The sequence below is a fragment of the Micromonospora sp. LA-10 genome, from assembly GCF_051853095.1.
In the GTDB taxonomy this organism is placed as follows: domain Bacteria; phylum Actinomycetota; class Actinomycetes; order Mycobacteriales; family Micromonosporaceae; genus Micromonospora; species Micromonospora echinospora_A.
Genome location: NZ_CP195710.1, coordinates 4,023,250 through 4,047,680, shown reverse-complemented (window position 1 = coordinate 4,047,680; position 24,431 = coordinate 4,023,250). Strand labels below are relative to the sequence as shown.

The 24,431-nt window shown below is 73.6% G+C and carries 20 protein-coding genes; 11 read left to right on the top strand and 9 right to left on the bottom strand.

Annotated features, from left to right (window positions below):
* The first annotated feature begins 248 nt into the window (after nt 1-248).
* The 7 genes from ACSDG8_RS19120 to ACSDG8_RS19090 are packed head-to-tail and all read left to right on the top strand — an operon-like array spanning nt 249 to nt 8,654.
* On the top strand, nt 249-563 hold the full coding sequence (locus tag ACSDG8_RS19120) for a hypothetical protein (RefSeq protein WP_210943123.1): 315 nt from the start codon (nt 249-251) through the stop codon (nt 561-563).
* A 14-nt stretch (nt 564-577) separates the two neighbouring features.
* The gene (locus ACSDG8_RS19115; protein WP_013288977.1) at nt 578-940 is read left to right on the top strand and encodes a hypothetical protein; all 363 of its coding nucleotides are present in this window, start codon (nt 578-580) and stop codon (nt 938-940) included.
* Between the two features lie 49 nt (nt 941-989).
* Complete coding sequence (locus ACSDG8_RS19110; RefSeq protein WP_210894226.1) at nt 990-4,370, top strand: ATP-binding protein; 3,381 nt, start codon at nt 990-992, stop codon at nt 4,368-4,370.
* A 1-nt stretch (nt 4,371) separates the two neighbouring features.
* Nucleotides 4,372-6,315: an MFS transporter gene (locus tag ACSDG8_RS19105; RefSeq protein WP_210894229.1), complete on the top strand. Its 1,944-nt coding sequence runs from the start codon at nt 4,372-4,374 to the stop codon at nt 6,313-6,315.
* The gene (locus tag ACSDG8_RS19100; RefSeq protein ID WP_210894231.1) at nt 6,312-6,872 is read left to right on the top strand and encodes a hypothetical protein; all 561 of its coding nucleotides are present in this window, start codon (nt 6,312-6,314) and stop codon (nt 6,870-6,872) included. The genes ACSDG8_RS19105 and ACSDG8_RS19100 overlap by 4 nt, the downstream gene beginning before the upstream one ends.
* Nucleotides 6,869-8,044, top strand: coding sequence for a M23 family metallopeptidase (locus tag ACSDG8_RS19095; RefSeq protein ID WP_210894234.1), 1,176 nt, complete (start codon nt 6,869-6,871; stop codon nt 8,042-8,044). The genes ACSDG8_RS19100 and ACSDG8_RS19095 overlap by 4 nt, the downstream gene beginning before the upstream one ends.
* 10 nt (nt 8,045-8,054) lie before the next feature.
* The gene (locus ACSDG8_RS19090) at nt 8,055-8,654 is read left to right on the top strand and encodes a hypothetical protein (protein ID WP_210894236.1); all 600 of its coding nucleotides are present in this window, start codon (nt 8,055-8,057) and stop codon (nt 8,652-8,654) included.
* A gap of 5 nt (nt 8,655-8,659) precedes the next feature.
* Here ACSDG8_RS19090 and ACSDG8_RS19085 read toward each other — a convergent pair whose 3' ends face one another.
* Nucleotides 8,660-9,220 (bottom strand): hypothetical protein, encoded by a 561-nt coding sequence (locus ACSDG8_RS19085; RefSeq protein ID WP_210894433.1) that lies wholly within the window; start codon nt 9,218-9,220, stop codon nt 8,660-8,662.
* Between the two features lie 213 nt (nt 9,221-9,433).
* Between ACSDG8_RS19085 and ACSDG8_RS19080 the strand changes: the two genes are divergently transcribed.
* Together ACSDG8_RS19080 and ACSDG8_RS19075 are read left to right on the top strand one after the other, a co-directional pair.
* Nucleotides 9,434-11,959, top strand: a complete 2,526-nt coding sequence (locus tag ACSDG8_RS19080) for an FtsK/SpoIIIE domain-containing protein (RefSeq protein ID WP_210894238.1) — start codon at nt 9,434-9,436, stop codon at nt 11,957-11,959.
* Nucleotides 11,956-12,657 (top strand): hypothetical protein, encoded by a 702-nt coding sequence (locus ACSDG8_RS19075; protein ID WP_210894241.1) that lies wholly within the window; start codon nt 11,956-11,958, stop codon nt 12,655-12,657. Before ACSDG8_RS19080 ends, ACSDG8_RS19075 begins: the two co-directional genes overlap by 4 nt.
* Before the next feature lie 52 nt (nt 12,658-12,709).
* Here the strand turns inward: ACSDG8_RS19075 and folE are convergent, their stop codons facing one another.
* From folE to ACSDG8_RS19055, 4 genes are all read right to left on the bottom strand, one after another.
* Nucleotides 12,710-13,327: a GTP cyclohydrolase I FolE gene (gene folE, locus ACSDG8_RS19070; protein ID WP_259275967.1), complete on the bottom strand. Its 618-nt coding sequence runs from the start codon at nt 13,325-13,327 to the stop codon at nt 12,710-12,712.
* A gap of 86 nt (nt 13,328-13,413) precedes the next feature.
* Nucleotides 13,414-15,423, bottom strand: a complete 2,010-nt coding sequence (gene ftsH, locus ACSDG8_RS19065; RefSeq protein ID WP_210894242.1) for an ATP-dependent zinc metalloprotease FtsH — start codon at nt 15,421-15,423, stop codon at nt 13,414-13,416.
* A gap of 378 nt (nt 15,424-15,801) precedes the next feature.
* Nucleotides 15,802-16,377, bottom strand: a complete 576-nt coding sequence (hpt, locus tag ACSDG8_RS19060; RefSeq protein ID WP_013288988.1) for a hypoxanthine phosphoribosyltransferase — start codon at nt 16,375-16,377, stop codon at nt 15,802-15,804.
* A 99-nt stretch (nt 16,378-16,476) separates the two neighbouring features.
* The gene (locus tag ACSDG8_RS19055) at nt 16,477-16,614 is read right to left on the bottom strand and encodes a hypothetical protein (RefSeq protein ID WP_210894244.1); all 138 of its coding nucleotides are present in this window, start codon (nt 16,612-16,614) and stop codon (nt 16,477-16,479) included.
* A 150-nt stretch (nt 16,615-16,764) separates the two neighbouring features.
* On the opposite strand from ACSDG8_RS19055, the gene ACSDG8_RS19050 reads away from it, so the two are divergent.
* The gene (locus ACSDG8_RS19050) at nt 16,765-17,724 is read left to right on the top strand and encodes a GlxA family transcriptional regulator (protein ID WP_210894246.1); all 960 of its coding nucleotides are present in this window, start codon (nt 16,765-16,767) and stop codon (nt 17,722-17,724) included.
* 422 nt (nt 17,725-18,146) lie between these two features.
* Here the strand turns inward: ACSDG8_RS19050 and tilS are convergent, their stop codons facing one another.
* From tilS to dacB, 3 genes are all read right to left on the bottom strand, one after another.
* Nucleotides 18,147-19,076 (bottom strand): tRNA lysidine(34) synthetase TilS, encoded by a 930-nt coding sequence (gene tilS, locus ACSDG8_RS19045; RefSeq protein WP_439428066.1) that lies wholly within the window; start codon nt 19,074-19,076, stop codon nt 18,147-18,149.
* Between the two features lie 292 nt (nt 19,077-19,368).
* A complete protein-coding gene (locus ACSDG8_RS19040; RefSeq protein ID WP_439427132.1) occupies nt 19,369-20,436 on the bottom strand; it encodes a zinc-dependent metalloprotease in 1,068 nt (355 codons plus the stop codon).
* 66 nt (nt 20,437-20,502) lie between these two features.
* Entirely contained in the window at nt 20,503-22,008 is a 1,506-nt protein-coding gene (gene dacB, locus ACSDG8_RS19035) for a D-alanyl-D-alanine carboxypeptidase/D-alanyl-D-alanine endopeptidase (RefSeq protein WP_439427131.1), read from the bottom strand.
* Nucleotides 22,009-22,477: 469 nt separating this feature from the next.
* Between dacB and ACSDG8_RS19030 the strand changes: the two genes are divergently transcribed.
* Nucleotides 22,478-22,984 carry an inorganic diphosphatase gene (locus ACSDG8_RS19030; RefSeq protein WP_181570752.1) on the top strand — a complete coding sequence of 169 codons (507 nt, stop codon included), beginning with the start codon at nt 22,478-22,480 and terminating at the stop codon, nt 22,982-22,984.
* Nucleotides 22,985-23,042: 58 nt separating this feature from the next.
* Here the strand turns inward: ACSDG8_RS19030 and eccD are convergent, their stop codons facing one another.
* The gene (gene eccD / locus ACSDG8_RS19025; protein ID WP_439427130.1) at nt 23,043-24,425 is read right to left on the bottom strand and encodes a type VII secretion integral membrane protein EccD; all 1,383 of its coding nucleotides are present in this window, start codon (nt 24,423-24,425) and stop codon (nt 23,043-23,045) included.
* Nucleotides 24,426-24,431 lie beyond the last annotated feature (6 nt).

The following is a 24,431-nucleotide window of genomic DNA, read 5'->3' as shown; positions in this document are numbered from 1 at the left end:
TCACGGTCGACTCTTCGCGGCTTGTCGCAAAGGTGGCCGGGCCGTACGCTTTGGAATTGCCCAGCATGGAGATGGCGAAGCCTGGAGGGAGGGCCGAAGCGGGAAGAATCCGCCCATAACTCACCACCCAGCGTGGTGGGTCACGGACACAGCGTTGACTGCCGCGGTGTCCGCAGAGCACCATCCCGCCAGGCTTGCCTACTTGCACCAACGCGGCGCCGCCGGCCGCGACCTTGGGGAGGTTTCCAGTGATCGCCATCGAGCTCATGGCAACGGCGTCGAGCGCCGTGGACCACGCGCTCCACACCCTGGCGGCGACACCACTCGCCGAGCCGGCTCCGAAGGGCATCGACACCGACAACGTCGTCACCTTCTTCGCCAGCAAGATCGCGCCGATCCTGCTCGCCGTCCTCGGGGTGATCTTCATCGGCCGGGCCAGCCGGGGTGAGATCTCCAAGGTGCTGACCAGCTCGGCCATCGCCATCATCGGCCTGGCCTTCATCGCCGGTGCCGCCACGCTCTTCTTCGTCGGCGACTACCTGATCAACCTGATCTTCGAGTAGGACGTTGGGCGACGATGCGGCTGCGCACCGACGACGACATCTACCGGGCACGCCTCGTCTACCTGGGGCCGCCCGGGTACACCCTTCCCGTTCACCTGCCGTACGCCCAGTACGGCCTGTTCATGCTGCTCGTACCCCTCTACATGTTCATCCACTGGCTGTTCACGCTCCAGGTCGAGCTCTTCCCCGCCTGGGAGATCTCGCTGGCGATCGTGACCACCTCGTTCATCTTCCGGTACGTCGACCCGGACCGGCCCGCGCGCATGGTCATCCGGACCGCGCTGACCGACTGGCGACGCACCCGGGAACCGGCCACCGAGCAGCGGGATCCGCGGCTCGTCGCGAGCCGGATCAGGATCCGGGAGGAACTGGCATGACCGGGCGTACGACAACCATGCAGACGAACGACGCGGGTGAGGCGGTCGCATGAGTCGCTCTTCCACGCCGGGTTCCCCGGCCGGGCGTCCGGCCGGGCCGAACGGTAACCGTCAGCGATCGTTCGACTACCCACCGGACGAGGATCTGGACGAGGTCGTCCTGGACGGTGCGCTCGTCACCAGCCCGGGACACGGCCGGGTCGGGGTCTTCCAACCGCCGCGACCGATCACCCCCCGCGAGCCGGTACGCCCCGACGGCGACATCGACTCGCCCTTCCTCGACCTCTTCGGCGGCGCGCAGCCCCGGGCCCGGCGACCCGCCGCCACCACGCCGCCCCCGCCGGTCGAGCCGGTGGTGGCGCCGCCCCGCCGTGGCGTCGGCCGTGAGCCCCTGCCGATCCCGCATCAGCACGCCGCGCCGGTCGAGCCAGCGCCGCGGGCCGAGCCGGAGCCGCCGGTCCGGGAGCAGGCCCCCGGCGTACGCGCGATCGGCCGTCCCCGGCCCGAGCCCGCACGCGCCGTGCCCCTGCCGGTCGAGCCGGCCCTGCCCGACCCGCCCGCCGCGCTCGCCCCACCGCCGCCGTCCCGCAGCCGGGTGCCGCAGCAGGCCGGTGACCGGCTGCCCGCGCTGCGGCCCCCGGCCGAGCCGGAGCCGGCGCTCCCGCCGCCCCCGCAGATCGCCGCGCCCGCACCTGCACCCGCCGAGTACCGGGAACCGGACCTCGCGCCGGCGGAACCCCTCGTCACCGGCGCCGCGCCGTCGCGGGAGGTCGGCCGTCCGGCGCACCGCGAGATCGCGCCGCCCCGGCAGCGCACGCCGGAACGCCGGAACCGGCCGGCAAAGCCGGTCCGGGTCCGTGCCCCGAAGATCAAGTTCGGTGACCGGGACCCGTCGGTCGAGCTGGCCATCACCGAGATCGCCGGCCACCTCACCTTCACCCCCAACACCGTCACCGCCTGGTACTGGCTGCCCGAGGTGCGGTGGGCGTTCCGGCCCGACGCCGAACGCGAGGCGCTGCTCTCGGCGATCTCCGAGCAGTACGCCGGACTCGCCGGCTTCCGGCTGCACCTGCGCCGCACCACCCGGCCCTTCCCGGCCGACGAGTGGGCCCGCACCATCGACGCGCACACCGCCGCCCCGCTGCCCGACGTGCCGGGCACCACCGGCTGGGCCGACCACCTGGTCGCCGCCCAGCGGCACCTGATGGCGGTCAACCACGCCGAGGGCCAGACCTACCTGGGCGTCACGTTCGCCCGCCGGTCGCTCGGCGACTCGCTCACCGAACGCCTGCTCCGCACGTTCGGCCGGGGCACCGCCGACGGCGAACGGCGCCGGCTGAGCCGTACCGTCGAGCAGTTCGACGAGGTCCTCGGCGCGTTCGGCATGCGCGGACGGCGGGTCACCGCGCCCGAACTGGAATGGCTGCTCTACCGCTCGGTGGCGCTGTGCATGGCGCCGCCCGGCGTCCTGTCCCCGATCACCAACGGCCGGTGGGAACGCGGCGACCTGCTGGCCCTCACCGAGCAGGTCGAGCGCTACCGCACCCCGTACGGCTCCACCGTGAAGCTGGTCAACCGGATGACCGGCGAGGAACGGCACGTCGCGGTGCTCGCGGTCGGCCGGATGGAGCCGCTGGAGATCCCCGAGCGGCACGAGCCCTGGCTGCACTTCCACGAGCGGCTGCCCTGGCCGATGGAGCTGTCCACCCGGGTCGACATCCTCGGCCCCAACGACTCCTTCCGGAACCTCGAACACCGCCTCCGGATGATCCGATCCCAGCAGCTCGACTACGCCGAGCACGGCATCGACGCCCCGCCCGAGCTGGAACGCCTGGCCAAGCGCGCGCTGGTGATCGGCGACGAGATGACCACCGGCCTGCCCGTCGACTCGGCCCGGGCACACGGCTGGCACCGCATCGCGGTCGGCGGCCGGACCCGGGAGGAATGCCTGGAGCGGGCCCGGCGGCTCATCCAGCTCTACTCCCGTGAGCTGCGCATCTCGCTCCAGCACCCGAAGAACCAGGACTGGCTGGCCCGCGAGTTCATCCCTGGCGAGCCGATCGCCAACACCGGCTACGTCCGGCGGATGCCGGTCAACCTGCTCGCCGCCGCGCTGCCGCAGGCGGCGTCCACAGTCGGCGACCGGCGCGGCGACCTGATCGGCCGGACCGCCGGCACCTGCCGCCGGCCGGTCTTCCTCGACCTGCACTTCCCGATGGAGGTACGCGAGCGCTCCGGCCTCGCCGTCTTCGTCGCTGAACCCGGCGGTGGCAAGTCGACGCTGCTCGGCGCGCTCGGCTACCTGTCGGCGCGACGTGGCGTGCAGGTGACGCTGCTCGACCCGTCCGGCCCGCTGGCCCGGCTCTGCGCCATGCCCGAACTCGCCCCGTACTCCCGGGTGCTCAACCTGACCGGCTCGGAGCAGGGCACGCTCGCGCCGTACGCGCTGATCCCGACGCCGCTGCGCACCGAGTTCGGCGCCGGGGCCGCAGGCGACCGCGAGTTCGAGATCGCCGTGTCGAACGCCCGCGCCGAGCGCCGGATGCTGGTGCAGGACATCTGCATGATGCTGGTGCCGCCGCAGGTGGCCCGGGAGGCGTCCACCGCCACGCTGTTCCGGCACGCGGTACGCCAGGTACCCGCCGAGGAGACCTCCACGCTCGACGACGTGGTGACCTGCCTGCAGGGGCTCGACGACGACGCCGGGCGCGAACTGGCCCACCTGCTGCTCGACACCGCCGAGATGCCGCTGGCGATGCTCTTCTTCGGCCGGCCGCCGGAGGGGCTGCTCGGCGCCGACGCCGCGCTCACCGTCATCACCATGGCCGGCCTGCGGCTCCCCGACCTCAAGATCGAGCGCGAGTACTGGTCGGCCGAGGAGGCGCTCGCGCTGCCGATGCTGCACACCGCGCACCGGCTCGCCGTACGCCGCTGCTACGGCGGGTCGATGTCCTCCCGGAAGCTGGTCGGCCTCGACGAGGCGCACTTCATGGAGGGCTGGCGCTCCGGCCGGTCCTTCCTGGTCCGGCTCGCCCGCGACTCCCGCAAGTGGAACCTCGCCGCGCTCGTCGCCTCGCAGAACCCGAAGGACATCCTCGGCCTCGACGTGCAGAACCTCGTCTCCTCCGTCTTCGTCGGCCGGATCGCCGAGGACAGCGAGATCGCCTCCGAGGCGCTGCGCCTGCTGCGGGTGCCGGTGGACGACGGGTACGAAGCCACACTCGCCTCGCTCTCCCAGGCCGACAGCGGGTCGGCCAACCGGCTTGGCTTCCGCGAGTTCGTCATGCGCGACGTCGACGGGCGCGTGCAGAAGGTCCGGGTCGACGTGTCGTACGTCGACGGGCTGCTGGAGCACCTGGACACCACCCCCGCCGCGGCCGCCCAGGCCGCCGGGATACTGCCGACTGTCCTGGCTGATCTGGAGGCGTGACATGGCGAGGGCCCGGGCACGGATCGCGGCGCTCCTCCTCGCGCTCGGCGTACTCGCCGGGGCCACGATCTCCTGGCCGGTGATCGGGGCGGCCACACCCGCGTACGCCGCCGCGCCGGTCACCCAGGCGCGCGCCGAGCTGTGCAGCACCAAGGAGTGGCAGGCCGACTTCCGCGCCTGCGTCGGCCGCCTCAAGGCGGTGAGCGAGGACCAGGTCGAGTGCCGCAACGCACCGGTGCCCGCCGCGCCGGACTCGGGCCTGGCCGGCTGGTTCGCGTCCCGGCCCGACTCGGCGAAGGAACCCGGCCCGAAGGGCCTCTACAGCGACTACGGGTACGCCGGGTACAGCTACAACACGTACGACGTGGACGGCGGCTGCGCCTCCTCCGTGCTCCATCCGGACTACCGCTTCACCACGATGGTCGCCAACGGCGAGTTCATGTTCGCCAACGCGGTGATCGGCGCGTCGAACGCGCTGCGCGAGCGCGCCTGGGATCCGCAGACGATGTGGAGTTGGGCGGACCCGCTGGTGGAGCAGGCCACGAAGGCCGTCTACCAGAAGGTGTTCAGCGTCTTCGGCATCATCACCGTCTGCGTGGTGGGTCTCTACCTGCTCTGGCGGTCCCGCCAGTCGGACATGAGCAACGCCATGACCACTGCGGGCTGGGCGCTGCTGGTAATGGTGGCGGTGACCGCGCTGGCCGCGTGGCCGGTCAAGTCCGCCAACATCGCCGACAGCACGCTGATCACCACACTGGGCGTGGTGCACGACGCGGTTGGCCCGTCCTCCAAGACCGTTCCGCCGGACAAGTGCGCGCTGCCGAACCCGAGCGCCTGTGTCGACAAGAGACCACCCGCCGTGCGTGCCAGCGACACGGCGACCGAGACGATGCTCTACCGGAACTGGCTGCGTGGTGTGCTCGGCTCGGCGGACAGCGAAACCGCGAAGAAGTACGGCCCGGCGCTGTACGACGCCAAGTCCCTGACCTGGGGCGAGGCGGAGGCTATCCGGTCCAAGCCCGCCACCCGTGACGTCGTCATCAAGGCGAAGCAGCAGCAGTGGGCCAAGGTCGCCGAGCAGATCAAGACCGAGGACCCGGAGGCGTACGAGTACCTCCAGGGCACGCGGGACATGGACCGGATCGGAGCCGGGTTCATCGCGGTGCTGGCCTCGGTGCTGTTCGCGATGTTCGACCTCACCGCGTCGCTGCTGGTGCTGCTCGGCTTCCTGATCTTCCGGTGGGCAGTGATCGCCGCGCCGATCCTCGGCACTGTGGGCCTGATGCGCCCGGCCAGCGCCGGCCTTCGGCGTCTGGCGAACGCGGTGGTCGCCGCGGTCTTCAACATCGCCATCTTCGGCACCGGCGCGGCCATCTACCTCTTCGCCGTCGACCTGATCATGAACACCGCCACACTGCCCGGCTGGCTCCAGGTGGTCCTGGTCTGGCTCTGCGGGGTGGTCGGCTGGTTGCTGCTGCGGCCGTACCGCCGGATCACCCAGCTCGGCGGCAAGGATAGCAGCGAGGCCGTCAGCTCGGCCGGCTCCTGGCACCGCCGGTTCTTCCGGGACATGCGGATCGCCGCCCGGCTGGACGTGGCCGAGCCCGGCGGGACCAACGAGCCGACGATCGGCAAGCGCCGCACCGTCACGGCCGACCAGCGCAGCCTGCGGCCGGAGGCGCGGCACGAGGATCCGGCGCACAGCGCCACACCCGCCGGACGGGAGCGACCGGACGGGCGGGAACGGCCGCAGGAGGCGCCCGCGACCGGACGCCCGGGCGGGAGTCCCGCTGCCACCCCCCGGCCCCGGCGCGCGCCGTCGACCTGGACCGAGCCGGACGTGCCGGAGGAGGCGCCCTCCTACGCCGTCTACCGGCCCGATTCGGCCAGCCGTGGCACATCCCCCGCCCGGCCGGCGCCGCGCATCCGCTCCGAGGCCCGGTGAGTCCGGTGCGGCGCGCCCTGGAGTTCCTCTTCACCCGGGTCCTCCGGTCGAGGATCGGGATCGCCCTGGTGATCGCCATGCTGGTCTTCGGGGTGATCGGCGCGGCCCGCCTGGTCGCCGGCCCCGGCGACTCGGGTCTCGGCCTGACCAACCGCCCCAGCCAGCCGATCAGCACCGCGGACCCGGAGGCCGGTGACGACGGCGTGCTGGCCAGCCCGCCGACCGCGGTCGCGCCGAAGACGCGGCCGGGCGAAGCCACGCCGGAGCAGATCGCCGGACGCTTCACCACCGCGTGGCTGAGCGGCCCGGGCAGCGCCGGCGACGCCTGGCAGGCCCGGCTCCGACCGCTCTCCACGCCCGCGCTGGCGGAGAAGATGACAGACGCCGACCCGGAGACAGTGCCCGCGCGGAAGACGACAGGCGCACCCACGCTCCGGCCCCGCACCGAGTCCTTCGTGGAGGCGCTCGTCCCCCTGGACAACGGCACACTCCGGCTCGAACTCGTCGCGCCGGACGGGCCCTGGCTGGTCGACGCCGTCGACTGGGAGCGGTCGTGACCGCCGGCCCGGCCGTCGCCGGACAGGTCCGCCGGAAGCTGCGGGTCGGTGTCGTCGCCACCGCGGCCACGGCGGCGCTCGCCCTGCTCTGCTGCGTCGGCGGCGCCGGCGCCTTCTTCCTCACCGAACTGGGCGGCGACGCGGACGACCCGAAACTCACCGCCCTGAACTGCGACCCGGCCTACCAGGTGAACCTGACCGGGGACATGCCACGCTTCGCCGAGTACGGCGAGGGTCAGCTGCGCAACGCCGCCGTCATCATCAAGGTCGGCCAGGACATGAAGGTCCCCGCCCGCGGCTGGGTGATCGCGCTGGCCACCGCCATGCAGGAATCAGCGCTGCGCAACCTGGCGAACAGCACCGTCCCGGCGTCGCTCGCGCTGCCGCACGAGGGAGTCGGCGCCGACCACGACTCGCTCGGCCTGTTCCAGCAGCGGCCCGGGTGGGGCAGCGTCGAGCAGCGGATGACGCCCTCGTACACGGCCCGGAAGTTCTATCAGAAGATGGTGCAGGTGCCGAACTGGCAGCAGCGTCCGCTCACCGTCGTGGCCCAGCGGGTCCAGGTGAGCGCCTACCCCGACGCCTACGCCAAGCACGAGGAACTGGCCGGACGCATCGTCGACGCGCTCGCCGGCGGTGCCGCCCGGACCGTGGAGATCGCCGGCAAGGCGGTGTGCGACGCCGCAGCCGGAGACCGGATCGCCGCCTCCGGCTGGACCGCGCCGCTGCCCGGCGGTGTGGTCTCCGGCTTCCGTACCACCGCCCGGCCCAGCCACCACGGCGTGGACCTGGCCGCCTCGAAGGGCACGCCGATCCACGCCGCCTCGGCGGGGCGGGTGCTGGTGGCCCGCTGCGACCCCGACCGCGCCGGGCGGAAGGACTGCGACCGGGACGGCTGGCCGAACAAGGGTGGCTGCGGATGGTTCGTGGACATCCTGCACGCCGGCGGGTTCATCACCCGTTACTGCCACATGGTGGAACGACCTCGCGTGGTACCGGGACAGACGGTCGCGGCGGGCGAGGTCATCGGGCTCTCCGGCAGCAGCGGTAACTCGTCCGGTCCCCACCTGCACTTCGAGGTGCACAAGAACGGCGACCGGTCCAGCAACGGCGCGGACAACCCGGTGCCCTTCATGCGTAAGCGGGGCGCGCCCCTCGGCGAGAACGGGTGAGGCCGGGCGCATGAGCAATCCCCTGCCCGACCCGTTCGCCGACCGGCCGGACTGGGCACCGCTGCCACCCCGGCCGGTCGAGACCGTGCCCGCCACCGGCGGGGCCGAGCTGCGCGGCCGCCGCGTACTCGTCGGCCTGCCCGGTCTCGGCTGGCGCGGCGACCTGCGGGCCGACGAGCGCGTGGTGCAGGGCAGCCGCACCTACGTGCCGGTCATCCCCGAGCACGAGTGGTACCGGGCCGAGTCCGAGCAGGTGGAGGTTTTCGCCCCACTGGTCCCTGTGGAACGGGTCTGGGTGGAGACCATCGGCGAGCGACCCCTGCCGACCGCGCCGGCCGCCTCGGGAATCCGGCTGGTGTCGCTGGACGCCCCGAACCGCCGACCGCCCACCCCTGTGTTCGAGGCCGACGCGGTGACCGGCCGGCGCGTGGTGCATGTGGACAACGGCGTGGAACGGCGTGACCTGCGTGCCGTCACCGAGACCTACTCCGGCGCGGACGGCGACATCTGCGTGCGGGTGACGCCGGAGCTGGAGTGGTATCGGTGGGCCTGGCGTGGTCAGGCACCGACCACGTTGGAGGTGCCCGTCCACCTGCTCTGGCTGGAGTAGCCCCGTCAAGCGGCGCGTTGCGCCGTGCACACGCCCCAGCCTCCCTGACGCCTTGTCTCAAAAACCCAGGTCTGGCGATCACTCTGGCGGATCTCATCCACAACCGCTGAGATCACCAGATCCACCCGCACCCGAGCCTTGTCCCCCGCCTGATCGACGCTGAGGTTCTCCCAGCTCACAGAGATCGTCGTATTGAACCGTTGCTCCCGTGCGACGAGGTCATCGCGAAGTGATCGCAGATCGTCAAGGTCGACGTCGTTGCGGCACTCGAACTCCGCCGCCTTCACGTCATTGCGTTGGTCGACCAGGTACTGGATGTAACTCGCGACGACAACCTCAGGGGAGCCTTGGTCCGGGGCTGTCGCGCGGTCGTACAGCACGAACCCGACCACCGCGCCACCCGTGCACAGCAGCGCCAGCACCCCCGCCACGACGGCGATCACGGTACGCAGCGAACGCTTGGGGCGTACCGGTGCGGGAGCGGGCGCGAGGGGCGGCGCCGACTGCTCCGGCGGGGTCCGCTGCGCCGGTACTCGGGACACCTGGGAACCGGCGGGGGGCTGCACTGATTCCACCTCCTGAGGCTATCGGCTGCGCGTCGCGTACCCAATGCCCAGAACCGGCGGATCGTGGCGAACCGCCGGGCGGACGCCGCCCGGCGGCGTGGTGAGGCTGCTCACCGCCGACCAGCTCACCGCGCCGACCGACATCCCGGTGGACGGCCCCCGGCTGGGTTACCGTCACACCTCGGGGAGGAGATGTCGGCCTCGGGAAGAGAGGTGGACGCGGTGGCGACTCCGAAGGCGCGCGCCGGCCGGGCCGCCGCGCTGCACCGACGGGCCGAGGCCGCCGCGACGGCGGCGGCGGGCATCCTCGACGAGATCCGGCCCGCGCCGGCCGACCATCACCGGCAGTACGAGCTGGCCGAGCGCCTGCGCGCGGCGGCCGAACTGGCGGCACCGGGCTGGGCCGGCGGTCCGCTGGAGACGCTGACCGCGGCGACGCCACCCGGTGACGGCCCGCCGCCACTGGTCCGGGTGGGCTCCGCCGCGCCGCTCGACGACGCCCGCTTCCCCGCGCTCGCGCCCCTGTTCGGCAGCGGTCACGTGAGCCTCGACGCCGACGCCTCGGACTCTCGGGTGGCCGGGCTGCTCCGGGCGCTGCTGCTGCGCCTGTTCGCGGCGTCGCCGGCGGGGGCGCTGCTGGCCCGCGCGGTCGACGGGTCCGGTGCGACCTTCGCCGGGTACGCGCCGCTCGCCGACGCGGGTCTGCTGCCTCCGCCCGCCACCGACCTCGCGGCGATGCGCGCGGTGCTGGCCGAGGCGGAGCAGTGGGTGGCCGCCGGCACGGCCCGGCAGCGGGCGCACGACCGGACGTTGCTGCTCGTGGTGGCCGCGCTGCCGGAGGGTACGACCACTGCCGACCTGGACCGGCTCGCCGGCCTGGCCGAGGGCGGGCCACGGGCCGGGCTGCATCTGGTGGTGGCGGGCTGGCCGGACGGCGGTCCGTTGCCGCGCGCCACGGCGATCACGGTCCGTACCGCGTACGCGCTTGTCGGCGACCCGCCCCAGGCCGGGTTCAGCAGTCCCGGCGCCGAGCCGCCGGGCGGGCTGAACTCGCCGGTGTTCCTGGACGAGGATCCGCCCGCCGAGCTGGTCGCCGCGGTGTGCGCGCGGCTGGTCCGGCAGATCGAGGACGGCTCCCGCCTCGCCCTGGGTGACCTGCTCCCGGCGGACGGGTTCTGGACGGACGGCTCGGCGGACGGGCTGAGCACCACCGTGGGTGACGCCGCGGGGCGCCCGGTCAGCCTCGGTTTCACCGAGCTGACCCCGCACTGGCTGGTCAGTGGCCGGGGCCAGGCGGGCCGGTCGGCGTTCCTGACCGACGCGCTGTTCGGGCTGGCCGCCCGGTACGGCCCGGACGAGCTGGCGCTCTACCTGGCCGATCTGGCCGACGGCGAGTCCTTCGTGGAGTTCCTTCAGACCGAGCGGGACCGCTCCTGGGTGCCGCAGGTGCGCGCCGCCGGGATGGCGGCCGACCGGGAGTACGTGGCCGACCTGTTCGGCGAGCTGGAGGCGGAGCTGCGCCGCCGCGAGGAGGCGTCGCGCCGGGCCGGCGGGCAGCGCTATGCCGAGCTGCGGCAGCACCAGCCGCTGCCCCGGATCGTCTGCGTGATCGACAACTTCCCGCTGGTGCTGCGCGAGCGGGACCGGCTCGCCACCGACCTGCTGGCCCGGCTGGACGCGCTGGCCCGCGCCGGCCGGTCGTACGGCATCCACCTGGTGCTCGCGGGCGAGGGTGACCTGGGCATCGGTGGTCCGCGTGACCCGCTGCTCGGCCAGTTCCCGGTCCGGGTGGCGCTGCCCGGCGGCTCGGCGGTGCTGGAGCCGGCCAACGACTCGGCGGCCGGGCTGCCGGTGGGGAGCGCCGTGGTGAACACGGCGGGTGGTCTGGGCGGCCCGCGCGGCGCGACCCGGGGACATGAGCGGATGATCCGCTTCCCTGATCCGTACGAGGACCCGGATTTCCTGGCCGGCCTGCGGCGACGTCTCTGGGAGGCGCGGGGCGAATCGGCCACGCCGCCGGTGGTGTTCGCCGGTTACGCCCGCCCGCTGCTCGCCAACGACCCACGGCACCGGGCCGCGCTGGCCGGGCGGGCCCACGCGCCGGCCGCGTTGCTGGGCCGCGCGGTGGACGTGCGGCGGTCCACTGTGACGGTGCCGCTGGGGGCGGGCGCGGGGCGCAACCTGGCCGTCCTGGGCCGGGACGAGGAGGCCGAGCGCCTGCTGGTGACGGCGGTACGCAGCGCGGCGGTGGCGCATCCGGGCCCGGCCCGGTTCGTGCTGGCGCCGCTGGCGAACGGGTCGGCCGAGCCGGCCGGGGTGCTCGCCGCCGAACTGGCCGGGCGGCACCGGGTGGAGACCGTCGACGCGGCCGGGCTGCGGACCGCGATGGCGTCGGACGAGCCCGGCTACCTGGTGGTGTTCGGGCTGGACGTGCCGGACGCCGACGAGCTGCCGCCGGAGCTGCTGCGGTCGCTGCTGCTGGAGGGACCGCCGGCCGGGCGGCACCTGCTGGGCTGGTGGCGTGCGCCGGCGCCGCTGGCCGGGCTGCTCGGCCCGGAGGGCGAGGTGGACAAGCTCACCGCCGTGGCGGTCACCGACGTGCCGGGCGGACGGCTGGAGCAGCTCTTCGACCGTCCGGTCTGGTGGCGGCCCCGGCCGGGCCGCGCGATGCTCTGGGACGGCCCGGACGAGCAGGGCACCGTGTTCGTGCCCTTCGGCGCCGGGGAGGGCTCGGCATGAGCGAGACCGGCACGACCGTGCCCGGGCCCCGCAGCGGTGAACCGACAACTGCGGCGGACCCCACCGAGTCGGCCTGGGCGGAGTACGTCGCGGCCGCGCGGGCGCTCGACGGCGTACGCCGGGCGGCAGCCACTGCCGCCGGGGAGCAGGCGCGGTCGGTGGCCGCGGCCCGCGAGGAACTGACCGCGGTACGCGAACGGCTGGCGCCGCAGCAGTCGCGGCTGCGTGAGCTGGGCGTACCGGCGTTGTCGCTGGTCCCGACGCCGCCGGAGGTGACCGAGGCGGCCCGGTCGATGGCAGGTGGGCCGTCGGCGGTGCTGGCGGCGTTGCGCGCGGCCGGGGACTGGGTGGACGCGGCGGACGACACGCTCGCCGCGCGGGGCCTGCCCCGGCTGGCGCGGTGGCCGTCCCGGCCACGCAACCTGCTGGTGTACGGGCCGCTGGCGCTCGTGGTGCCGCTGCTCCAGCTGGCGCTCTACGCGGTCGCCGGGCCGGGGGCGGTGACGGTGCTGGCGCTGCTGGTGGGGCTACCGCTGCCAGCTGTCGCGTTCATGCTGGGCTGGCTGGCGGTGGGGCGGATCTTCCGTCCGCGTCCGACCGACCGGGTGGACCGCACGCCCCGGTTCGGCGCGCTGGTCTGTCTGATCCCGGCGGTGCTCACCGCCGCCGGCCTGCTGCTGGCCATGCTGCCGAGCTGACGACGGCCGCGCCTCCCGGGTGGGAGTACGCGGCCGTCGGTGGATTGCCGGGTCAGCGGGCCATGATCAGTGCCATCGCCTCGGCCCGGGACTTGGCGTCGTTCTGGAGGCCGCCGCGCACCGCCGAGGTGATCGTCTTCGCGCCGGACTTCTGGATGCCGCGCATCGCCATGCACATGTGCTCGCACTCCAGCACCACGATGACGCCGCGCGGGGCGAGGCTGGACATCAGCAGGTCGGCGATCTGCGAGGTGAGCCGCTCCTGCACCTGCGGTCGCCGGGCGAACACCTCGACCAGCCGGGCCAGCTTGGACAGGCCGGTGATCCGGCCGTCCGGGCCGGGGATGTAGCCGATGTGCGCGCTGCCCCGGAACGGCAGCAGGTGGTGCTCGCAGAGGCTCATCACGTCGATGTCCCGGACGAGCACCAGTTCCTCGTGGTTGGCCTCGAAGGTGGTACGCAGCACCTGCGCCGGGTCGACACGCAGGCCGGCGAAGAGCTCGGCGTACGCGCGGGCGACCCGGGCCGGGGTCTGCTGGAGGCCGTCGCGGTCCGGGTCCTCGCCGACCGCGATGAGGATCTCGCGGACAGCCTTCTCGATCCGGGCGAGGTCGACGCTCTCCTCCACCGGACCACCTGTCAGCTTGCCGCTGATCAGGCGCGCGGCCACGTAGTCGAGCGCGTCGTCGCCGTCGGGCTCGGTCGCGGAGACGGCCGACTCCCTGTGCGGGGAGCCGGCCGTCGTCGGATCGCTGTTCAGTGCATACCGTCCGAGTTGTTGCTGGCCCCGCCGACGGAGGCGCCGTCGGCCTGGGCCTGCGCCTTCAGCGCCTCCTTCTCGGCCGGCGTGAGCACGGGCGGCTCGGTGGAGGGCTGACGCTTGCCGAAGCCGTGGTACGGGGCCATCGGCGGGCGCTTGACGACCCGCGCGCAGATGCGGGCCATGTCGGCGGTGGAGAGCGTCTCCTTCTCCATCAGCTCCAGGACCATGTTGTCCAGGACGTCCCGGTATTCCACCAGGATCTCCCAGGCCTCGTCGTGGGCCAGCTCGATCAGCGCGCGCATCTCGCCGTCGATCTCGGCGGCCACCGAGTCGGAGTAGTCCCGCTCGTGGCCCATGTTGCGGCCGAGGAACGGCTCGTCGCCGCTGGTGCCGTACTTGATCGCACCGAGCTTGGAGCTCATGCCGTACTGCGTGATCATCGCGCGGGCCAGCTGGGTGGCCTTCTCGATGTCGTTGCCGGCGCCGGTGGTCGGCTCGTGGAAGACCAGCTCCTCGGCCGCCCGGCCACCCAGCGCGTACGCCAGGGTGTCGATCATCTCGGCCCGGGTCTGGGTGTACTTGTCCTCGGTCGGGAGGACGAGCGTGTGACCCAGCGAGCGACCCCGGGACAGGATGGTCACCTTGTGCACCGGCGCGGCGTGCGGCAGCGCCCAGGCGACCAGCGCGTGCCCACCCTCGTGGTACGCGGTGATCTTCTTCTCCTGGTCGCTCATCACCCGGGTCCGGCGCTGCGGACCGGCGATCACCCGGTCGATCGACTCCTCCAGGGAGTCGTTGGAGATCGCCCGCTGCTCCTTACGAGCGGTGAGCAGCGCGGCCTCGTTGATCACGTTGGCCAGGTCGGCGCCGCTGAAGCCCGGGGTACGCCGGGCGACCGCGTCGAGGTCGACGTCGGGCGTGAACGGCTTGCCCTTGGCGTGCACCCGCAGGATCGCCTTGCGGCCCTCCATGTCGGGGGCGTCGACCGGGATCTGCCTGTCGAACCGGCCCGGGCGCAGCAGCGCCGGGTCGAGGATGTCCGGCCGGTTGGTGGCGGCGATCAGGATGACGCCGCCCTTGGTGTCGAAGCCGTCCATCTCGACCAGCAGCTGGTTGAGCGTCTGCTCCCGCTCGTCGTGACCGCCGCCCATGCCGGCGCCACGGTGGCGGCCGACCGCGTCGATCTCGTCGACGAAGACGATCGCCGGGGCGTTCGACTTGGCCTGCTCGAACAGGTCGCGGACGCGGCTGGCGCCGACACCGACGAACATCTCGACGAAGTCGGAGCCGGAGATGGAGTAGAAGGGCACCCCGGCCTCGCCGGCCACCGCGCGGGCGAGCAGCGTCTTACCGGTTCCGGGCGGGCCGAACAGCAGCACGCCCTTCGGGATCTTGGCGCCGAGCGCCTGGTACTTCGCCGGGTTCTGCAGGAAGTCCTTGATCTCGTGCAGTTCCTCGACGGCCTCCTCGGCCCCGGCCACGTCGGCGAAGGTGGTCTTCGGCGTGTCCTTGGTGATCATCTTCGCCTTGGACTTGCCGAAGTTGAGCACCCGCGAGCCGCCACCCTGCATCTGCGACATGAAGAACAGCAGCAGGAGCACGAGAAGCGCGATAGGAAGCAGGTTGACCAGCAGGCTGACCCAGATGCTGTCCGACGACACCTTGGTGTCGACCGGGCCGGTGATCCGGTCCGCCGCCTCGGCCTCGCGGACCTGGTTCCAGACCTGGCCGCCGACCTCGTACGGGAACTGCGCCTCGATCTTGTCGGTGGTGGTGTCGTCGCCGAACTTGGCCTTGTCCTTCAGGTCGAGCTGGAGCGTCTGCTCCTTGTCCTGGAAGACGACCTTCTCGATGCCGCCCTTGTTGAGCTGGTCGAGCGCGACGGAAGTATCCACCCGGTGGTAGCTGGGACCAGCGGTGAACAGTTGACTGAGCACGACGGCGCCGAGGATGACCAGGATGATCCAGACCACCGGTCGGCGGAAGAAACGCGTACGTTCCATGCTGTTGTCGGGTGCCGAGGCGCCCGCATCCTCCTGATCGACGTCCTGACCGTCTGAATGGTGTCGCCGCCTTGAGCGGCGGCCGGGGCCGCCGTGCGGGCCGGCCCGACCCCCGGGGCACGCAAACTGCCGCACCACGGTCATTCGACGGTACACCGTACGCGCGACGAGTGAGCTTGCGAGCCCGGCACTTACGCGTAGGGCGAACCCGGGTTTGGGGCCGGCGTGGCGGGGAGCTCCGCACCCGGCCCACCCACACCGCACGGTCAGCGGTTCGAGGGGTCGGGCGTGGAGGGTGCCTCCACGTCACCGGCCCCTACCGTAGACCGAAAGGCTGAGAGCCCGCTGAATGTCCGCTGACGAAGGGCTCGGCGGGGCTCACGCCCGGGCGTACACCTCGGGCTTGAGCACCCCGACGTAGGGCACCTCGCGGTAGCGCTCGCCGAAGTCGAGGCCGTAGCCCACCACGAACTCGGTCGGGATGTCGAATCCGACGTACTTGACCGGAACCTGCACCTTGACCGCGTCCGGCTTGCGGAACAGCGCGACCACCTCGACGCTGGCCGCGGAGCGCGACTCCAGGTAACGCAGCAGCCAGGAGAGGGTCAGGCCGGAGTCGACGATGTCCTCGACCACCACGACGTGCCGGCCGGCGATGTCCCGGTCCAGGTCCTTGAGGATGCGGACCACGCCGGACGAGGTGGTGCCCTGGCCGTAGGAGGAGACGGCCATGAACTCCAGCTCGGCGGGCGGGCCCTGGCGGCCCAGCGCGCGGGCGAAGTCGGCCATGAACATGACCGCGCCCTTCAGCACACAGACGAGCAGGAGGCCGTCCTCGACGTGCGCGTAGTCCGCCGAGACCTGCTTGGCCAGCTCCGCGGTCTTGTCGCGGATCTGGGCCTCCGAGATGATCACGTGGTCGATGTCGGCGTCGTACCAGGAGCCGTCAGCCATGCTCCTAGCCTGCCGTACGCCCCACGGCCGCCGTCGGCGGGGCCGCCCCTTTTGGCGCGGTCCCGCCGGGGATTTTCGGCGCGATCTGAACAAATCACCTCAGCAGGTACGGGAGCGCCAGCGCTGCCCGTCCTCGCTCGGCTTCCAGTCGGCCGAGTCGCGGGTGTCGGCGGTGAGCCCCAAGGCGCTGGCACCGACGAGGAGGAGCAGGAAGAGCAGGAACAACAGAACGGTCATGGCGGCGCTCGCTTTCGCATGGTTGAGACCTTTTTCGCCGCCGGTGCGCACCGGACACCATTGATTCTGCGAGCCATCGACCGATGGGGACAGTGGCAGGAATGTCATTGGGCATCGATTTCCTGCCACCTGTCGGGTTACCCTCGTCACATGCTCCGCTCGGTTGCCGTCATCGTCATGGACGAGGTCGCCGCGTTCGAGCTCGGCGTGCTCGCCGAGGTCTTCGGCACCGACCGCACCGCCGACGGCTTCCCCAGCTACCGGTTCGACGTCTGCACCGCCGACGGCAGCCCCGCCCGCAGCCGCTCCGGTTTCCTGCTCACCCCCACCGCCGACCTCACAGTGGTCGACGACGCCGACCTGGTGGCGGTGCCCGCACACGCCGACGGCACACCGATACCCGAACCGGTCCTCGCCGCGCTGCGCCGCGCCGCCGACCGGGGCGCCTGGCTGCTCAGCGTCTGCGCCGGCGCGTTCGTCCTCGGCGAGGCCGGCGTGCTCGACGGACGCGACTGCACCACCCACTGGCGGTACACCGACGAGCTCCAGCGGCGCTTCCCGGCCGCCAAGGTGCAGTGCGACTCGCTCTACGTGCAGGACGGCCGACTGCTCACCAGCGCCGGCACCGCCGCCGGCATCGACGCCTGCCTGCACCTCGTACGCCAAGAGCACGGCTCGGCAGTGGCGACCCGGCTGGCCCGCCGGATGGTCGTCCCGCCGCACCGCGACGGCGGCCAGTCACAGTACGTCGAGGCGCCGATCCCCAAGGCGCCCGAGGCGCCCACCCTGGAACCCGTGCTCGAGTGGCTGATGGGGCACCTCCGCCGCCCGGTGACAGTGGACGAGCTGGCCGCGCGCGCCGGAATGGCCCCGCGCACGTTCGCCCGGCGGTTCCGCGCCGAGACCGGCACCACCCCGCACGACTGGGTGACCAACCAGCGGGTGCTGCTGGCGCGACACCTGCTGGAGGACACCACGCTGAGCGTGGAGGGCGTCGCCGAGCAGGCCGGTTTCGGCGACGCGGCGGCGCTGCGGCACCACTTCACCCGCCGGGTCGGCACCACCCCGCTCGCCTACCGCACCACCTTCCGCGAACGCACAACCGCCTGACTCTCCCCGCTCCCCCGCCTCGCCAGGACCGCCCACTCCGCCCTGGTCACCCCAGCCCACCCCAGCCCAGCCCGGCCCGGCCCAGCCCGGCCGTGACGATCATGAGGTTGACCGTGAATTCCGTCCCTTTCCTCCCGGCCAACCTCATGATCACCGCCCCGGCAAGCCCACTCGCCCGCCCTCGCAACCGTGATCAAGGAGTTTGCGGGCTGCCGGAGGCGTGAGGTGGACACAAAGTCCTTGATCACCACCAGGCGCGCGGGGCGAGGCGGGAGGAGCGAGACGGGGCGCGGCGCCACATCGCCGGAGTGGCGGTATCAGGGCGTGGTTGATGCCGCCACCTCGCCGAAGTGGCGGCGCGAACCAGCCAAATCACCGCTCAGGTGGCTGGCGCGGCGCGCGCGAACCGGCTGGATCAGCGGTCAGGGCAGGAGGTGACCGGCGTGGCGGCGTACCTGGTGGCCGCCGGGGAGGTGCACCGGGCCCTGTCCCCGCCAGGCCGTGACCAGGGCATCCAGCGCTGCCACGTGATTGTGGGACAGCGCGGCCGGCGCCGCGCCCAGCTCGCGGGCCCAGGTGTGCAACACCCGCGTACGCACGGCGGCCGGCAACTCGGCGAGCCCGGCTACGGACAGCCCGCCACCGTCGGTCCGAACGTCGGCGAGCGCGGTGTCGGCGAGCGCGTCGAGGGCGGCGTTGTCGGCCGCGAGCAGTCCGGCGGTACGGGCCAGGTTCGCCACCACCCCCGGCCCGAGCGCGTCGACGAGTGCCGGCAGCGCGTCGGACCGGACCCGGGCCCGGGCGTACGCGGGATCGGCGTTGTGCGGGTCCGCCCACGGGTCGAGCCCGAGCGCGGCACAGGCGGCCCGGGTGTCGGCACGTGGGATGTCGAGCAGTGGGCGCAACAGGGGTACCCCGTCGACGTCGCGCCGCTCCGGCATGCCGGACAGCCCTCGCGGTCCGGCGCCCCGGGCCAGCGCCAGCAGGACGGTCTCGGCCTGGTCGTCGCGCGTGTGCCCGAGCAGCACCCCGGCCGCGTGGTGCCGGTGGGCCGCCGCGACCAGCGCCTCGTACCGGGCCTCGCGGGCGGCCGCCTCGGGGCCGCCGGGCCGGCCGTCCACGCGTACCGGAAGCACCTCGACCGGGTCGAGCCCGGCCGCGCGGGCCCAGGCGGCGACCGCCTCGGCCTGCTCGGTGGACCCGGGTTGCAGACCGTGGTCGACGGTCACCAGGCCCGCCGGGCGGCCGAGGCGGGGGGCCACGAACGCGGTGGCGGCGGCGAGCGCGAGCGAGTCCGCGCCGCCGGAACAGGCCACCAGCACCGGGCTGGCGCCGGGCAGGCCGGTCAGCATCCGGCGTACGGCGAGCCGCACAGCCGCGACGGCGGGAGCGGGCGACGGAGAGCGGCGCGATCGAGCGCCGGAATCAGCCCCGCCAGGGCGACCCACCAAGCCGACCGGATCAGCCGAGCCCAGCGGATCAACCGAACCGGCGGGACCGCCCGGCACGACCGAGCCGACCGAGCCGACCGAGCCGACCGAGCTGACCGAGCTGAGCGAACCAGCCGAGGCCGGACCAGCCGAGCTGAGCGAACCAGCCGAGGCCGGACCAGCCGAGGCGACCGAACCAGCCGAACCGGGCGGGTCAGCCGACGGGCGGGGTGGCACCGGCGGGCCCGTGTACGCGGTTCACCCAGGCGTCCGGGTCGCCCAGCTCGTCCAGGCGCGGCAGCGTCAGCGGGGACGAGAAGATCTTGTTGAAGCCCGGCATCCCCACCCGGTCGACCACACCGTGCACGAACTTGCGGCCCTCCGCGTACTGGCGCATCTTGACCTCGATGCCGAGCAGCCGCCGGATCGCCTTCTCCAGCGGGTTGCCGGTTTCGCGGCGGCGGTTGAACGCCGCCCGGATCGAATCGACGCTGGGGATGACCTGCGGGCCCACGCCGTCCATCACGAACTCGGCGTGCCCCTCCAGCAGCGTCATCAGCGCGGTCAGCCGGTCCAGCACGGCGCGCTGGGCCGGGGTCTGCACGATGTCCAGCACGCTGGCCCGGCTCTCCGGGTCCTTGATCGCGTCGGACAGCGTCGCCACACCGCGGCGCAGTCGCTCCAGCAGGTGCTCGCCGCCCTGGGAGGCGTCCACGAACGCCTGCACCTCGCCGAGGAAGTACGCGCGCATCCACGGCACGGCGGTGAACTGGGTGCGGTGGGTGACCTCGTGCAGGCACACCCAGAGCCGGAAGTCGCGGGAGTTCGCGCCGAGTTTCCGCTCGACCTCGAGGATGTTCGGGGCCACCAGCAGCAGCTGGCCGGGGTCACCGGCGAAGACTTCGTACTGGCCGAGCACGCGGCCGCTCAGGTACGCCAGCACGGTGCCGGCCTGCACACCCGTCACGCGGGAGCCGATCGCCTCGGTGAGCGCGCCCGGCCGCTTGTCGCCAGAGAGGCGCTCGACGAGCGGGGACACCACCTCACGCAGCCCGGCGATGTTCGCCGCGGCCCAGTCGCGGCGGTCGACCACGCGTACCGGCGGGTGGGCGACCTGCGCGCGCAGGCCGGTGTAGTCGGCGACATGCCCGGCCGCCTCGTCGGTCAGCCGACGCAGGTCGCCGACGACGTCGGTGGCCTCGGCGTACGACACCCGAGGGCCCGACTTGCTCAGCGCCCCCGCTGTCGCGGCGGCCAGATCCCAGTCCACGAACTGCGCCATGAACCCACCGTACCCGCGCCGGAACACCCCTACCCGGGCTCGCGCCCGCCGATCGACGCCCGTCGGTCAGCGGCAGCCGCACCCGGCCAGCGCGGAGGTGATCCGGTCCAGGGCGGCCCGGGTCTCGTCCAGCGAGCCCTGGGTCCGGTCGGTGAGCACGGCGAACGTGAGGAGTCGGCCGTCGGCGGTGGTGACCGTGCCGGCGATGGCGTTGACCCCGCTGAGCGTGCCGGTCTTGGCCCGCACCACGCCCGCGCCGGCGCTTGTCGCCGCCGCCCGGTAGCGCTCGTCGAGCGTGCCGGACCAGCCGCCGACCGGCAGGCCGCCGAAGATCGCGGCGAGTTCGGGGTGGCTGCCGTTGCCGGCGAGTGTGATCAGGTCGGTGAGCAGCGAGGGGCTGATCCGGTTGGTGCGGGACAGGCCACTGCCGTCGGCCAGGCTGATCTCGCCGGCCGGCAGGCCCAGTTCGCCGAGCACCTGGCCGGTGGCCGCGGCGCCGCCGACGAACGAGCCGGGCTTGCCCTTGGCGAGCGCCACCTGGCGGGCCATCGCCTCGGCGATCACGTTGTCGCTGTCGCTGATCATGATGTCGACCAGCCGGATCATCGGCAGCGACTCGACGGTGCCCAGTTCGGCGCCGGGGGCCGTACCGGTGGCGCCGGACGCGGCCGGCGCGGCGCCCCGGGTCACCTGGGCGGCGCCGCCGGTGAGCCCGAGCAGCTTGGCGAACTGCCGGCCGGCGGTCAGGTCGGGCTGGGGCACCCGTTCGGCGGCGTGGTTGGTCTGCTCGGCGGTGCGCCGCGCCTCCGCCGGGTTCTTCCGGGCCCCGTCGGTCATCAGCGCGGTGATCGCCGCGCCGAACCCGCCGGTGGGGATGTCCGAGTCCCAGCCGGGCTCGAAGACCGGGCCGGTGAACAGCGACGAGTCGACGATCACCTTGGTCGGCGCGGTGCCGCCGAGCGCGTTGCGCACCTGGGCGGCGAGGTCGTCCAGCCGGGCCGCGCCCGGGTAGAAGCCGTCCTTGTCCACGGCGAGCGTGGGGTCACCGCCGCCGACCAGGACCACCTCGCCCGGGTTCGCGCCGGCCACCGCCTTCGTCGGGATCCGGTAGGCCGGGCCGCGCGCCGCGAGCACCGCCACGCCGGTCGCCAGCTTGGTCACCGAGGCGGGCACTGTGGGGGTGTCCTGGCCGCTGCCGTAGAGCGCCTGGCCGGTGCTCACGTCGGCCACCGACAGGTGCACCCGGTCGCCGAGCGGAGCGGCGCGTACCAGCGGATCCAGTGCGGCGCGGATCCCGGCCTCGGTGGGCAGCGGGGCGTTGCCGTCCGGCCCGGCCAGCACGGCCGGCGGGGTCGGTTCGGGCGGTGCGGCGACCGCCGTACCCGAAGAATTGTCGTCGCCCAGCCAGCCCGCGACCGGACCGGGCCGGAACACGGCCAGCCCGGCGACCGCCAGGGCCAGCACGAGTACGCACGCGAGCGCCGCGACCAGCCGGGAGCGGCGGCGCGGTGCGGCCGGGGGCGGGGAGAGCGGGGGCGGCGCGGCGCCGGCCGGCGGGACCGGCGGGCTCACCGGGATCGGACCCGGCGCGCCGGGCCAGCTCACCGGCGCCGCGGGATCGTGCGCCCGGCCGACGCGGGCCGACCCGGCGGCGGGGCCGTCGTGCGGCTGCCCGAAGCGCGAGGCGTCGTGCGGCGGACCGAAACGACCCTGGCCGGGCCCGTCGTGCGGGCGGCCTACGGAGGCGGAGCCGGTGGCCGGAGCCGGACGGTGGGGGACGTTCGCGCCCGGGACGGACACCCGGCCGGTGGCGCCACCGGAACCGGGACCCCCGGAACCGGACCCGTCAACCCTCTCGGGGCGGTAGTGTGAATCTTCCCTCCCCACGGCCCCCTCCTCCCCGCTCGAAATCGCCTTGGGCGACACTACTTCGGTCCGAACACTATGCGGCGGCCGAGGCCGACGGGGGGCGTTCCCCCCGCGCCGGGGGTGAGCCGCTGGTTTCCGTTAGCCAGCGTGGGCAAACGAGGGAGCGTGGAAGATGGATTTCGACGTCACGGTTGAGATCCCCAAGGGTCACCGCAACAAGTACGAGGTAGACCACGCGACCGGCCGTATCCGGCTGGACCGTACCCTCTTCACCTCCACGCAGTACCCGGCCGACTACGGCTTCATCGAGGGCACCCTCGGCGAGGACGGCGACCCGCTGGACGCGCTGGTGCTGGTGCCCGAGCCGACCTTCCCCGGCTGCCTGATCCGCTGCCGCACCATCGGCATGTTCCGGATGACTGACGAGAAGGGCGGCGACGACAAGGTCCTCTGCGTGCCCTACGAGGACCCGCGCCAGGAGCACCTGCGCGACATCCACCACCTGGGCGAGTTCGACCGGCTGGAGATCCAGCACTTCTTCGAGGTCTACAAGGACCTGGAGCCGGGCAAGTCGGTCGAGGGCGCGACCTGGGTCGGCCGGGTCGAGGCCGAGGCGGAGATCGCCAACTCGTACCGGCGGGCCAAGGAGGCCGAGGAGCGCGGCGAGACGCTGCACTGACACCCACACTTTCGCCGGAGGCCCGGGTCGCTACGCGCGACCCGGGCCTCCGCGTGCCTCAGGCGAGCAGGTCGCGGGCCCGGTCGTAGAGGCCCAGCACCGCGCAGGCCACCGGCACGACCGCGACCACCAGCGCGGTGTCGGTCAGGTCGGCCAGCCGCCCGAGGTACGGGGAGACCGGTCGCCGGGCGTACGTGGCGCCCGCGCTGACCGCCGCCAGGGCCAGCGCCAGCCCGCCCACGGCCAGCGCGAACCGGCCGCCCGGACCGGCGCGTTCGGCCAGCACCGCCCCGAGCAGGGCGTACCCGGCCAGCCCGGCGACGATCGCGGGCACCCGGTGGCGTACCGCCACGAAGAGCCGGGAGCGCAGCAGCAGCACCCCGGCTGCGACGGCGGCCAGCAGCAACCCGGCGGTCCGGCCGGCGGCGACGAGCACCGCCACGGCGGCGACGGCGAGCAGCGCGTGGCCGAGCAGCATTCCGGTCAGCACCTCCTCGGCGCGGGCTACCGCGGCGTGCACCCGGCCCCGGTCCGGCAGGTCCCGGGCGCCGGCCGGGCTGGGCAGGGTGAGCGGCGGCAGCGGCAACTTCCCGACCCGGATGGCCAGCAACGGCAGCCCGCCGAGCGCGAACACCAGCACGGCGAGCAGGACGGCGGCGGCCCCGGCCGGGTCGAGCAGCAGTCCGCCGAGCGCGGACGCCACGCCGGTCACGCTCACTGTCACACCGGCCACGAAGACCCGGGACCGGCTGGCCACGCCGAGCAGCCCGAGCACCGCCACCAGCAGCAGCGCCACCGAGCCGACGAGCAGTTCTGGGGCGCCCACCCAGCGCAGGCCGGGGATCGGGCCGACCGGATCGCCGGAGGCGACGGCGAGCGCGCCGGCCGTCGCCGCCCAGGGCAGCGCGTACCCGCCGAGGGTGGTGCCGACGGCGCCGTCCCCGTACGCCCGGGAGGCCGCGGTGGCGGTGAGCACCAGGATCAGGGCGACCGCGGCGGCGACCGGCCAGCCGCGCTCGCCCGGACCGGCCGCGACCACGGCGACCAGCCCGACGGCCAGGGGTACGGCGGCGCCGCCCAGCGCGGCGGCCCGGGTGGCGCGGGCCGACCAGGCGGCGCCCCGGCGCCGGGCCCCGTCGACGATCGCCTCGACCACGTCGTCGTACTCCAGCTCCGGCCACTCGGCACGGGCCGGTACCAGGTGCAGCACCTCGCCGTCGCGGACGCCCTGCGGCAGCAGCGCCTGCGCGGTGGCGAGCACCCCGCCGTCGGTCCGGCGCAGCACCCACCCGCCGTGCCGTTCACCGTCGTCGGCCAGCCCTTCCCCGGCGTGCCGGAGCACCTCGGGCAGCAGCTCGGCCAGGGGGACCTGCTCCGGCAGGGCCACGTCGACCCGCCGCCGGGGCGCGCTGATGGTGACCCGGGCGAGCCCGCTTGTCATCGAGGC

Excerpts from the sequence above, each read along its gene's own strand:
- ACSDG8_RS19115 (WP_013288977.1), top strand. The coding sequence starts at position 578 with ATGCGGCTGCGCACCGACGACGACATCTACCGGGCACGCCTCGTCTAC.
- ftsH (WP_210894242.1), bottom strand. The coding sequence starts at position 15,423 with ATGGAACGTACGCGTTTCTTCCGCCGACCGGTGGTCTGGATCATCCTG.
- eccD (WP_439427130.1), bottom strand. The coding sequence starts at position 24,425 with ATGACAAGCGGGCTCGCCCGGGTCACCATCAGCGCGCCCCGGCGGCGG.
- ACSDG8_RS19040 (WP_439427132.1), bottom strand. The coding sequence starts at position 20,436 with ATGGCGCAGTTCGTGGACTGGGATCTGGCCGCCGCGACAGCGGGGGCG.
- ACSDG8_RS19075 (WP_210894241.1), top strand. The coding sequence starts at position 11,956 with ATGAGCGAGACCGGCACGACCGTGCCCGGGCCCCGCAGCGGTGAACCG.
- ACSDG8_RS19055 (WP_210894244.1), bottom strand. The coding sequence starts at position 16,614 with ATGACCGTTCTGTTGTTCCTGCTCTTCCTGCTCCTCCTCGTCGGTGCC.
- ACSDG8_RS19105 (WP_210894229.1), top strand. The coding sequence starts at position 4,372 with ATGGCGAGGGCCCGGGCACGGATCGCGGCGCTCCTCCTCGCGCTCGGC.
- hpt (WP_013288988.1), bottom strand. The coding sequence starts at position 16,377 with ATGGCTGACGGCTCCTGGTACGACGCCGACATCGACCACGTGATCATC.
- ACSDG8_RS19050 (WP_210894246.1), top strand. The coding sequence starts at position 16,765 with ATGCTCCGCTCGGTTGCCGTCATCGTCATGGACGAGGTCGCCGCGTTC.
- ACSDG8_RS19030 (WP_181570752.1), top strand. The coding sequence starts at position 22,478 with ATGGATTTCGACGTCACGGTTGAGATCCCCAAGGGTCACCGCAACAAG.
- ACSDG8_RS19090 (WP_210894236.1), top strand. The coding sequence starts at position 8,055 with ATGAGCAATCCCCTGCCCGACCCGTTCGCCGACCGGCCGGACTGGGCA.
- tilS (WP_439428066.1), bottom strand. The coding sequence starts at position 19,076 with ATGCTGACCGGCCTGCCCGGCGCCAGCCCGGTGCTGGTGGCCTGTTCC.
- ACSDG8_RS19110 (WP_210894226.1), top strand. The coding sequence starts at position 990 with ATGAGTCGCTCTTCCACGCCGGGTTCCCCGGCCGGGCGTCCGGCCGGG.